Annotated in this window: 8 protein-coding genes; 5 read left to right on the forward strand and 3 right to left on the reverse strand. The window is 46.7% G+C overall.

All coding sequences use genetic code 11. From position 1 onward, the window contains the following. Positions 1 to 7 precede the first annotated feature (7 nt). The 5 genes from KUA49_RS13370 (at position 8) to KUA49_RS13390 (ending at position 7,404) form a co-directional block, all read left to right on the forward strand. On the forward strand, positions 8 to 1,381 hold the full coding sequence (locus tag KUA49_RS13370; protein WP_218411555.1) for a glycan-binding surface protein: 1,374 nt from the start codon (positions 8 to 10) through the stop codon (positions 1,379 to 1,381). A 19-nt stretch (positions 1,382 to 1,400) separates the two neighbouring features. After that, positions 1,401 to 3,398 (forward strand): IPT/TIG domain-containing protein, encoded by a 1,998-nt coding sequence (locus tag KUA49_RS13375; RefSeq protein ID WP_218411554.1) that lies wholly within the window; start codon positions 1,401 to 1,403, stop codon positions 3,396 to 3,398. Positions 3,399 to 3,524: 126 nt separating this feature from the next. Continuing rightward, on the forward strand, positions 3,525 to 3,980 hold the full coding sequence (locus KUA49_RS13380) for a T9SS C-terminal target domain-containing protein (protein ID WP_218411553.1): 456 nt from the start codon (positions 3,525 to 3,527) through the stop codon (positions 3,978 to 3,980). Beyond that, the gene (locus tag KUA49_RS13385; RefSeq protein ID WP_218411552.1) at positions 3,977 to 6,334 is read left to right on the forward strand and encodes a cellulase family glycosylhydrolase; all 2,358 of its coding nucleotides are present in this window, start codon (positions 3,977 to 3,979) and stop codon (positions 6,332 to 6,334) included. The genes KUA49_RS13380 and KUA49_RS13385 overlap by 4 nt, the downstream gene beginning before the upstream one ends. 5 nt (positions 6,335 to 6,339) lie before the next feature. Then, on the forward strand, positions 6,340 to 7,404 hold the full coding sequence (locus KUA49_RS13390; RefSeq protein ID WP_218411551.1) for a hypothetical protein: 1,065 nt from the start codon (positions 6,340 to 6,342) through the stop codon (positions 7,402 to 7,404). 89 nt (positions 7,405 to 7,493) lie between these two features. On the opposite strand, the gene KUA49_RS13395 is transcribed toward KUA49_RS13390, so the two are convergent. The 3 genes from KUA49_RS13395 to KUA49_RS13405 all read right to left on the reverse strand — a co-directional run bounded on the left by KUA49_RS13395 (position 7,494) and on the right by KUA49_RS13405 (position 12,785). Then, positions 7,494 to 8,423 (reverse strand): hypothetical protein, encoded by a 930-nt coding sequence (locus KUA49_RS13395; protein ID WP_218411550.1) that lies wholly within the window; start codon positions 8,421 to 8,423, stop codon positions 7,494 to 7,496. Positions 8,424 to 8,819: 396 nt separating this feature from the next. Next, complete coding sequence (locus tag KUA49_RS13400; RefSeq protein WP_218411549.1) at positions 8,820 to 10,631, reverse strand: cellulase family glycosylhydrolase; 1,812 nt, start codon at positions 10,629 to 10,631, stop codon at positions 8,820 to 8,822. A gap of 30 nt (positions 10,632 to 10,661) precedes the next feature. Further along, positions 10,662 to 12,785, reverse strand: a complete 2,124-nt coding sequence (locus KUA49_RS13405) for a hypothetical protein (RefSeq protein WP_256624741.1) — start codon at positions 12,783 to 12,785, stop codon at positions 10,662 to 10,664. Positions 12,786 to 12,808 lie beyond the last annotated feature (23 nt).

Below are 12,808 nucleotides of genomic sequence, written 5' to 3' on the forward strand. Positions count from 1 at the left end.
TTTCATTATGAATATCAAAAATATAAATGGGGCTTTATTCGCCATGGCACTTGTTGCAGCCAGCGCAGGATTCACTTCTTGCGAGGACGAGCCAGACAAGTATGAAGTAGCAGGCGGAACTCCTACTATCGATTATGTTCGACCAGTGGATGTTGCCAGCAAGGACTCTCTCCTTACTGCAGCATCTCTCGACAATACCATCTGTATTGTGGGTAGAAACCTGAGAAGTGTGACCAAAATCAACTTCAACGACCAGAAAGCTGTCTTGAATACCAGTTACATGACGGACAACACCATCATCGTAACGGTACCAAAGACCATTCCAAACAAGGTAAGTGATAAGATTTATTTCATCACCAGCAAGCAGGACACCGTGACTTACGACTTCAAGACAGTCGTTCCAGCTCCTATCATCAGCAGTATGAGCAACGAGTGGGCTGATGCCGGCGAAGAAGTAACCATCAAGGGCGACTACTTCCTGGATTATGACAACAGTCATCTGAACATCAAGGTAGGTGAAAACTACACCATTCCTTACGAGGACTTGAAGATCAGCCAGAACAGCATCAAGTTCAATATGCCAGAAGATATGCCTAAGCATGAGCCTATCTACATCACTACCATCAACGGTACCACCAAGGCAGGCTTCCGCTATATGGACAACCGAGGCATGCTCTTCGACTTCGATACGCCTTGGAAGGAAGGCGGAGATGTATTGGGCAACAATGGTTGGCACAATCGTACCATCACATCCGATGGCACATCACTCTCAGGCAACTACATGGTTCTCGGTGAGACAGCCATGGGTGCAGACGGTGGCTGGAACGACGGTAACTTCTCATTCGAGTACTGGCCAGGAAGCTGGCAGGACCCAGAGACTTACTCCAGCCGTCCACGTATACAGGATCTTGCAGACTTCAGCGACTGGAAGAACATGAGCCTGAAGTTCGAGATGTGCATACCAAAGGACAACAGTTGGTCAGCTGCTCCTATGCAGATTTACTTCGGTAGCGTCAGCCAGGTTTCCAATGGTGCTGCTGGTGTAAAGGATATCTATGGTAACGTATTGGCAGGAGCCAACAACACCTTCTTCCATGAACAAGGTAAACTGGCACGTGCCCTCTACATGCCTTGGCAGAATACAGAAGACAAGTTCTACAATACCGAGGACAAGTGGGTAACCGTTACCATCCCATTGACAGACTTCGTATACGACTATGACGGAAACAAGGGATTGAACTACAGTGGTGTGAACGACTTCAGTGCCTTCAACATCTTCGTAGTGAAGGGTGCATACAACGATGCAAGCGTATTGCCTACCGGTGTGGATTGTAATCCAATCATCAAGATTGACAACATCCGTGTGGTTCCAAATAAATAAACTTATAATCTGAATTGATATGAAAAAGATAAGCAAAATATTCGCCATGTTGGTGGTAGCCCTCGTAGGGCTATCGCTGACTGCGTGCAACGACGGAGATGATCTCTCTACCGACCAGTATGGTAACGACATCTCCCTCCAGTCATTCGGTCCATGCCCAGTTCTTCGTGGCGGTACCCTGTATCTCTACGGTACTAATCTGGACCAGATTGAGTCAGTCAACCTTCCAGGTGCAGACCCTATCACCGCCTACGAAATTATTCAGAGCGGTTACAACAGCAAGATTTCCATCCAGGTTCCTGCCGAGAAATGCGAACCGGGTCAGATTGTGCTGAAGACCAAGAAAGGTGGCGAGATTACATCCGTATCTCCTATCACCTATCGTGAGGACATCGAAATCACTAAGTTCTTCGTAGGTAACGAAGGTACTATGGTAGGTAATGTAGGCGATGTAGTAACCATCAAGGGTGATTACCTCAACCTGATGCATGGTGTGATTTTCGCAGGCAGCGATACCATCAAGGAGGCAGAGTTCGTAGGTCACGACCGCTATACCATCCAGGTGAAGATTCCTGTAGAAGCTAGAACAGGTGTCATAACACTGACTGATACGCTGAAAGACGGTACTTCTCTGGAGACCAAGGAAGAGTTGACCATCAACACTCCTGAGGCTACTCCTATCGAGAACCGCAACATCAAGGCTGGCGAAATATTGAGCATCAAGGGTTCTGCCTTCGACCAGATTGCCAGCGTGAAGTTCGAGGGTGCTACTGTTGATGCTGCCGACTTCAAGTCACAAAGCGCAGCAGAGATTACCGTTGCAGTTCCTGCCAAGGCTACCGATGGTACCTTCTACGTAGTAACCAAGAGCGGTATCGAGGTTCCAGTGGGCAACATCATCACCGTGGTTCCTACCCAGCTCGTTGCAACACCTAATCCAGTGAAGAATGGTACAGAAATCACCATCACCGGTAAGGATATGGATCTGATTACAGGCATTGCCTTCCCTAATGCTGCAGCATCTCAGCTCAACAAGGTAGAGACAACCAAGATAACTGCCACTGTTCCTGAGGATGCACAGGAAGGCGATATCACATTGAGTCTCGCCAATGGCAAGACTGTAACTGTAGCCTATACTCTGGTGAAGCCAACCGTAGCTTCCTGCACACCAGCAGCCATCACAGCTGGCGAGAAGACCGTCATCAAGGGTACAGATCTCGACCTCGTGAAGAGCATCACCTTCCCTGGCGATGTAGAGCAGACCGTTGACAAATTTGCAGCACAGAATGCCCAAGCCATCGCAGTGACAGTTCCTGCAGCCTGCGCCGGTTCAGGCTTCAAGCTCAACCTGAAGAATGGTATCACTATCAACATCGATGGTCAATTGAGCATCAAGGCTGCTACTGATCCAGCAATTGCATCCGTAACACCAGGCGAGGCTATCGCAGGTTCAACCATCACCATCACAGGTAAGAACTTCCAGAACATCCAGAACCTATATATCGGTTCTTACAAGGTAAATCGCTATACATCACGCAGCAACACCGAGATTGTCTGCCAGGTTCCTGCCACAGCAGAAGTAGGTACATACAAGATTGTAATGGAAGATCTTGATGGCAACAAGATTGAAGGTCCTGAGTTCAAGGTGGTTCCTGCCGAAAAGGATATCGCAGAACTTGTAACGAATATGGATAATGGGAAAATAACATATCCATTTGATTTCTCATGGTCAAGTGGCAGTGGAAAATTCTATTTGACCAAAGACGTATTTGAGAAAGTAAAGGTAAAAGTTGGTTCTAAACTGATTGTTTACAAAGACCCTACCGTCAAGGGACAAGTACAGATCAATAAGAATGAAGATGGTTGGCCAAATATAACAACTATTGCAGATTGGAATCCTTCAGAAAGTAAACTTGAATATGTTTTTGATGAAACAGCTGTAGAAGTTGCACACTCATGTGGCTTTGCTATTCAGGGCGACTTGACAGGAGTAACCAAGATTACTATCCTCCCATGAGATAGATATATTTAACATAAAAAACGCATTTATGTGAAATATAATTCGTAAATTTGTGGCGTAGTTTTATCAACTGCGCCACATTTTTGATTTTAACCAATTCATTTAATAAAACATCAACCCGATATGAAGAAAATAGCATTATCCTTACTGGTAGCCCTGAGCTGCATCTCAGCCAAAGCTGCCGACGGCAAGTCGCTGTTTGTTTCATTCAACGATGGAAGCAAGATAGAGTTTGCATTGAGCACGCTACCGGAAGTAACCTTCGGGAATGACAAGATGACTGTGACATCTACAGCTACTACTGCCAGTTACGAACTGTGGAAGGTTTCCACCTTCACCTATGGCACCACTACGGGCATCCAGCAAATTGAAGCCAACAGTAAGTTTGCCTTCGAAGGAGACCGCATCATCGTGGACGGAACCCACAACCAGGTGAGCGCCTTCGCCCTCGACGGAAAGGCTGTAAGCCTCTCCCCTATCCTCGCCGGAGACAAGACCATCATCCCGCTGGATGAGCTGACCCACGGCGTATACATCATCAAAATCAATAACAAATCCATCAAAGTAGCAAGACAATGAAAAAGATATTACTCTCACTTCTGGCAGTAATGATTTCATTCACTGCCTTGGCACAAACTGATGGTGACAAGATTACCATCAACAATTCGGAAGGAAAGCAAGCTGAATGGAATCTGACAGGCGAAAGCAATACCGTCAGCAGCATGAAGCATAATGCCAACAACCAACTGGAAATTTATCTGAAAGGTCTGGAGGACTTCGGAGCATGGGAAACATACGACATCAGCAAGATTAACAATGTCGTCTTCTCTATCTATCACGAAAGCGAAGTGGGCGATGTGAATCTCGCTGACCCAGCCGCAACAGAGAAGACCAAGCGTCTCTACAAATATCTGCAGCTGAATTATGGCAGCAAGACCATCTCTTCAGTCATCTCCAACGTCAACTGGAACACCCAGGAAGCAGATAAGATTTATAAAGCAACAGGCAAATATCCAGCCATGAACTGCTATGATTTCATCCATATCTATGTACCTAAGCAGGGTTCCAACGGATGGATCAACTACAACGACATCACGCCTGTTACCAACTGGGCAGACCAGGGCGGACTGGTATCGCTGATGTGGCACTTCAATGTGCCTAAGACAGAAAGCGCCACTTTGGGAACAGATGGAAGCGGTGTGACCTGCACCCCATCTGAAACCACCTTCAAGGCTGCCAACGCATTGACGGCAGGCACTTGGGAGAACAAATGGTTCTATCAGGAGATGGACAAGGTAGCGGAAGTTCTGCAGAAGTTGCAGGATGCAGGCGTTGTTGCCGTTTGGCGTCCTTTCCACGAGGCAGCCGGCAATGCCTGTCTGAAATCAGGTGCCAGCTGGGGCAAGTCCTGGTTCTGGTGGGGATATGATGGTGCCGAGACCTACAAGAAGCTTTGGCAGACCATGTTTGATTACTTCCAGAGCAAGGGAATACACAACCTGATATGGGCTTGGACCACACAGAATTACAATGGCGATGCTAATACCTATGACAATGATGCCGACTGGTATCCCGGCGACAAGTATGTAGATATCATCGGTCGCGACCTCTACGGTTATGATGCTACCAAGCAGGCACAGGAGTTCAAGGAGATTCAGGCACGCTATCCTGGCAAGCTCATAGCCCTGGCAGAATGCGGAACTGATGCCAACAGCAACACAGCTACAGCTGGCATCGATGAGGCTTGGAATGCCGGTGCAAAATGGAGCTTCTTCATGCCTTGGTATGGAAGCAACATGCCATCCAACGACTGGTGGAAAGCGGCTATGAACAGCAAGAACGTGATTACCCGCGATCAGGTAAACCTGAACGCAAACTATGTAGAGGAAAGTGCTGTGGATGCAGTAAAGAACATGGGCATCGGTACCAATTTCGGCAACTGCACAGATGTGGTAGCCATGTGGATGAACATGAACAGCAATTCTGTTACTGATTTCGAGAAAGCATGGGGGCAGGTTCCTACCACCAAACCGATGGTAGATTTCCTGAAGAAGAACGGTTTTAATTCTGTCCGCATCCCAGTTACCTGGTTCCAGCACATGAAGGAAGACGGAACCGTGGATGAAGCCTGGATGAACAGAATACAGGAAATCGTTGATTACGTGATTGACAACGGTATGTACTGCATCCTGAATGTTCACCATGATACAGGTGCTGATAGTGATGATGTGAAACACTGGATCAAGGCTGATGAAGCCAACTATAACGAGAACAAGGAGAAATTCGAGAGTCTCTGGACTCAGATTGCCACCCGTTTCAAGAACTACGACCATCACCTGGTGTTCGAAGGTTACAACGAGATGCTTGATGCCGACAACACCTGGAATGCACCAAAGAGCGCAAGCAGCTATAAGGGTTTGAACGGATATGCCCAGAGTTTCGTGAATGCAGTACGTGCTACCGGTGGCAACAACGAAACCCGCAACCTCATCATCAATACCTATGCTGCAGCTAATGGTGACGACGTATTGAACAACCTCGCCATCCCTACCGACAAGGTGGATGGCCATATCGCCGTAGAAGTACACACCTACTCACCTTGGGACTGGTTTGCCAAAGGCAAGTGGGATGCTTCCTGCAGCAAGGAAATCGCAGATATGTTCACCCGCCTGAACAATAAATTCATCAGCAAGGGCATCCCTTGCATCATCGGCGAATACGGTACACACGGAAGCAAGAGCGTCAGCAAGAACAGTTCTGCCAGCGAAATTCAGGCTGCTGCCGACCAGGCTGCCGACATTGTGAAGCAGGCAAAGGCATACGGCGTAGCCACCTTCTACTGGATGAGCATCTTCGACGGTACAGACAGAAGTGTACCACAGTGGACCTTGCCTACCGTGGTAGAAGCCATGAAGAAGGCATATAACGAATAAAAGACATGAGAATCAGATATTTCATATTGATTTTTGCAGCACTCGTGGCTTTCGCATCCTGCGGTGAAAAGAAAAAGAAATCGTACGATGAGATTGCCATGAGCGGTCTTACTACCCGCACGGAGAATCTGAAGACCAACCTCAAGGCTTTCGCCGACAAGGGAACCCTCATCGGACAGATGTACGGCACCCTGAGCGGAATGGGCTGGAACAGATGGGAATGCGATAGCGACCGCTGCGACATGAAGGCACTCTGCGGTTACCGTCCGGCAGCCAATGGATATGAACTTGCCGGCATCGAGAGCGGAAAGCAGCAGAATGCAGATGGAGTTCCTTTCAAGACCATCCGGGAAGATGTGCTCAACCACTTCCGCAAGGGAGGATTACTCATCATGAACTGGACGATGCCTCATTACAACGGCAATGCAGATCTGCTGGAGGAATATACCAAACAAGTGGCCAAGTATCTAGACACCCTGCAAGACGGTTATGGTATCAAGGCACCCGTGGTGCTCAATCTTCTTCCTATCGACGGAAAAGCCTGGTATTGCCAGTTGAGTAAAGACGAATACATCGAACTTTACAAGAAATTGCAGGACCTGTTAGAGGATAATGACGTAACCAATGTAGTTTACGGCTATTCAGAGACCTACAAGCCTGGAAAGAAGCTGATGGAACGATATCCAGACCAACAGATTGATGTCATCAACGTCACCTATCTGCAAACCAGGAATGCCATCCGTCTTCCCCTCTATCAGCAGAGCATGAAGGAAATCATCACCCAGGCATTGCCTTTTGCACAGGAGCATAACAATGCTTTCGGCATGACAACAGGCATCGAATCGATTGGCGATTCCAGCATCTTCTCGGAAGTCCTTCTTCCTGAATTGAAGCAGCATCACATTGCCTACCTGATGTTTGGAAGAAACCAGGGAGAACCAATCAATGAACATTATTACACTCCTTATCCTGGAGTAGCCAACAGTAAGACCCATGGATTTATGGAGTTGGTGAATGATGATGTGAGTGTTTTCCTGGAAAAGTTGAACGGACTCTATTTAGAGCACTAAAAGCGAAAGGGCTAGATTGCAACCAGCAACCTAGCCCTTTTCTTGATAAATACTAATAAAACTAAACCATCTGAGTTTCAAACCCACGATTATTGAACAAACTTCTTGCCATTCTTGATTACAACACCCTTATAAGATGCACCCACCTGCTGACCTGCAAGATTGAACGTCTTGGAATCCTTGGCAGGAGTAACCACAAATGCATTGCTGATGCCAGTAGAAGGTTCCTTGACAGCCTGAATCAGATTAACAGCTGTAACAATATTGAAATGTCCATTGACGAACAAACCTGTTTCCTTCAATCTAGCAATATCCTCTGCATTCAAGACAATCTTATATGAAGTACTGCCACTTGCTACAGTAGCACAACCATACTCATTCAAGTCTGCCTTATTAGAAGTCAAGACATCTTCTGTACCAGCAAAGATGGTCTTAAACTGCCACCACTTCTCTGTAGTCTCAGTATCAGTGGTATAAACGAACTCCAAGACATCACCAGCAGAAGCATTGGCAAACTTCTCGGCAGGAACGCTGAAACCCTCAGCCCAATTGCCGAATGCGCATTCACCACTCCAAAGCTGAGTAGAAGTTGTAGCAACAGCACTCTCCAACTCTATCTTAGAAACAACAACGCACATGCCTTGAACGAAGATACTTGAGGCGTTTTTAAACTGCTCCAGAACCTTATCGGTAATCTCAAACTTCGCCTCACCAGGTTCCTTGATTCCTACAGCAGAAGTACCTGCCATGTCTTCCCAATCACCATTGGCACCGCTATTGACTTTCAAGAACACCTGAGAGCCCCACTGCCAAGATGCATTAATGGAAGCATCTACCTTAGAGGTAGTAACAACTATGTTATCGCCAGCCTTAGCAGTTGCCAAGTTGCTGAGTTCCACACCCACAGAAGGCCATGAGCCATCCATTACCTGCTCACCTTCCCACAATGTTGTTCTACTTTGTGCAAAAGCACTAACTGCAGCAAAAGCTGCTACCATAATAGTAAAAAACTTTTTCATAAGCTTTGCTTAATTAAATTAGGTTTATATTTATTGTTATTTCTTATATATAGCATTTTTTCAGTTGCAAAGATACAACTAAATATCGAGAATATATGGTATTATCTTGCTGATTACTGATACTATTTTACTTATCTTTGTTTTTTTATTTCTTTGATACCATTTTCCTTTCACACCTAACCTATTCATCTACAAATCAATAAGATAAATGTGAAAGGAGAAAACAACAATATAAATAAAAACAGAAACAACTGAATTGGCAATAAAAGCAAAAGGAAAAGAAAAACAAGTAAGCCTCACTTGAAGTTGGTTTGAGCCTTAAACGAACGTTACGTAAGGCTTACTCCAACTCCAAATGAGGCTCATTCCAACCTCAAGTGAGGCTTTATTAAAAATTTATTTTGCAGGCCAAAAAGCTGTCTTCACAGCCTCCTGGATGCTCTCCAGAATATTGGCATTGCTAACGGTTGTATTTGCACGATTGAAGATGGTCATGCTAGGAAGACCGCCATTGGTATCCCAAGCCACAGGCACACAACCATTGTTGATAGCACTGGTAACAACAGCCTTGTAGTAATCCTTCACGGATGCATCATGAAGCGCATCCTTACCGATAGCCAGACGCTGGTTGGCACCAAACTCACCAATCAACACTGGATAACCCTTGTCGAAGAAGTGGGTCTTCATCTTCTCCATCTGAGCCTCTACATAATCCTCGTTGTATTTGGCATCAGCAGTGCGGTCGGCATCACCACCCTTGTTGTTCTTACCCCAATAGAGATAGTACTTGCCCCAATCCTTGTCTTCACTCAAATCTGTAAACTGATAAGGATCGTAGAAATGAACCTCTACCATCAATCGGTCTGTTGCAGAATCATGGATTTTATCCATATAATTATGAGCTACGGTATTGTCGATATTGGTATTAGGACCCTGAACCACCAGAACTCGCTTGGCATTGTTGCCACCTGTGGCACGCACTGCCTCAATGAAAGTCTGCTCATACTCTGCAATTCTATTGGCCAAATCCGCAGTGCCCAGCAATGCATTGGCATCACCGCCACCCACACCAGGCTCATTCATACCGGCAAAGATAAGACGCTCGTCATAATTCTTGAAACTGTTGGCTATCTGAGTCCAGATCTTGGTGAGTTTTGCCTTGGTAGCATCCACATCAGTAGCAGCAGTGAAGCCATCATGCTCAATCCATCCACCATCCCAATGCTGGTTGATGATGACATAGAGATCGTTCTTGATGCAGTAATCTACCACCTCGTGAACACGGGCCAGCCAATCGGCATCGATGGTGCAAGCCTCAGCATCTGTGATGTGACCCATCACCCAAGAACAAGGAATACGGACGCTCTTGAAACCAGAAGCTTTCACCAGGTCGATGAACTGCTGGGTAGTCTTTGCCGACTGCCATGAAGTTTCAGAACCGATACCGGTATTCTTCCAGTTATTGGCAGCATTTCCTGCCTCCATCGTATTACCCAGGTTCCAGCCAGGATACATCAAGGCTGCAATATCCATAGCCGTCTTACTCATATCACCAGTAGTAGTACCCTGCTCCTGGTTGATGGTAACAGCTTCGGTGATGGAAGTACTGTCGTTTACCACCATGGTATAGCTGATGGTTGCCGAACGGGCATTGCTGATGTTAGCAGCCACCGAATAGTTGCGGGTGTATTCCACCATGTTGGCACGAGCAGTAATCTCACTCACCCAGTCATTGCTGATGACCTGAGAATAACTTGCATTTGCCTTCAGGGTAACAGTAACCTGACCACCGGCAGCCCCCACATTCATGGTTTTACCAGATGTTATGAGTAGTCCCTCGGTAGAGTTCTGGCTCACGGTGATAGTCTTGGTATCAGAACCAGCCGCTACGGTGATAGTTGCCGAACGATCATCATTGGCTGTATTTGCCTCTGCCTTGATGAGGAAATGATGGGTAATACTAGAAGAGCCAGCCACTGGAGTTACAGCCAACCAAGCCGCTTCGGTAGAAACCGTTGGTACCTGAGCCGCCTTGACATATAAATCTGTCTCACCGCCATTCTTCGTAAACGCCATATCAGAACGGGAAACCACGAAATCCTTAGAGAGGCCTTCACCGCCTCCGATGGTATCCTCATTAGAACAGGCTGAGAAACTGACCATGGCAAAAGCCATGATCAGAAACGATAAAATTGTTATTTTCTTCATATTCATAGAATATCAAAATAATACGTATGATTACTTACCTGGAGTCAAGACATGATTAATCTTGACCTTAACCTGAGTAGGATCAACCAGGTCTTTCCACAAATCGTAGAGTTCGATGGCCCAAACCACTGCACCCGAGCACTTATCTGCCAAAGAAGCGGAAACCTCGTAGGTGCCATCGCCCTTCACATAAGTGCGACCGAATTCAGAACCGCCCCAGTAGCTAGGATACCAGCTAGGTGTGGCATAAGAAAGTTCTGTCTTGTAGTTCTTGGAAGCAGAATCCTTCAGGTTGCCGTCGATACCTGTGATGGTGAAGTTGACTATCAGATTACCTGAGAATAACAAGGCTGAAGCATCCACTCCATTTGCCTTGGTATTACCATACTCATTGAAGATTTCAATACGACCGTCTGTGCCGTTGCCATCCTTGTTGTTGAACTCTGTCTTGGAGAAATCCATCAAGAATTCAGGATCCACATCAAACTTGATGCTCACAATCTCTGCAGTAATCTTAGATGCATCGATGGCATCAGCTGCCAGATTGTTGATATCCACACAGAATACCGCTGCACCTTCTGCCTCGGCACCACCTGTCTCCATCCAAACCGTATAGAGACCATCGCCAGTAACGTTGGCATCATACTTGGAATTATCAAAGGCTGACCAGCGACTTGGATCCCAAGAAGCATCAGCATACTCCAAACCAGCCATATGACTGCCCGCACCTTCCTTCATGTTATCTTTCAAACCAGAAAGACGGAAAGTAACCACCATGTTCTTGGTAAACTTAATCTGAGCCTGGTTGATGCCAGGATTGCTACCCGTAGAACCATACTGGTTGAAAATCTCGATACGGATTCTGCCGTTATTCTCAAGGTCGCCGACAACCAACTTGGAATTATCCACCTTCAACTCCGGTGACATGCGAACAGGACGAATCGCCAAACCCAGGTTGCGGGCCGAAACACCAGATGAAGCAGTACCATTGGTCAGATTGAGCGTCTGGCTATAATCCGTAGCGATGCTATAGTTATTGCCACTCCAATACAAGCCCTGGTTGCCCTCGCCTACCTTGGCAGTGCCGTTGCGGTAACCGGTGTAAGGCATAAATATGCTGTTGCCATTGGCTGCAGTAAATCGGATACCCTTCACGCCCTTCACCTCAACTTCTGTCTGAGTGGTATTGGCAATCAACTCACTCATCTGATCGGCTGTAGGAGTAGAACTGCGCATCAAGGCACCTGCATCCACATTCACCTTCTTCAAGATGTCCTTATCCGTACCGGCAATATCCTCCACAGTATTGTAATCGATGAGATAAGTACTCTGATTCACACCTGTCAGATCACCATAGCCCAGAAGGGCACCTGTTTCTTCCTCTGATTCTGCACCCAGGTTGCACTTAGCCCAAAGGATACTCAAACCCAAATCAACATATTCCATTGTCTGAGCAGGAGTGGTAAAGCTCTTGGTCTCACCATAGACAAAACCATCGCCCAACTCAAAATATGATGTATAATAGTAAGTAGTTCCAGGAAGCAAACCTTCCACACGTTGACTGATTGTCTTGGCACTGGCAGAGATAGGATAATTGATACCGTTCTCTACATCCGCCTCAGAGGTTGAAATCTTGAAACCGTAGTTCATCTGGGTCTCTCCCTCTATCAGGATACCTTCCAAGCCATTGGCTGTAGCACTCAGGGTGGCCTTGGTTGCCGTAACATCCGTGGCTCCGGCTGTAGCAATCTGGGCATCGGTTGCCACGAAGCTCTTCACCTCACCAAACTTGGTTACTATGCCCTGCAACTGTACGTAGGTGGCATAATAATAGGTATTGCCCTTGGTCAATCCCGAGAGAGTGGCGGTTACATTACCTTCGGCATCAATCACACCTGGCTGCTTGGAGCCAGCTGTGGTAGGATCGGGGTTGGTACCGTAAACAACACCCACCGCATAGGCACCTGCATCCTGCTTGCTCAAGTCCAAGACCTTGCCGCTGACTACTGCCGAAATAGCAGTAACAGAAGCATCTCCCGTCTCAATGGTGCTAATCACATTTCCTGTGGCTGCAGAGTAGTCATCATCATCGCTACAGGAAGAGAGCGAGCAAAGACCGGCCATCAGCAGCATCACACCTGCTAAATATTTCATTTTCATAATCTAATCCACATTAA

It is taken from the genome of Segatella copri, from assembly GCF_019249655.2.
Classification (GTDB): domain Bacteria; phylum Bacteroidota; class Bacteroidia; order Bacteroidales; family Bacteroidaceae; genus Prevotella.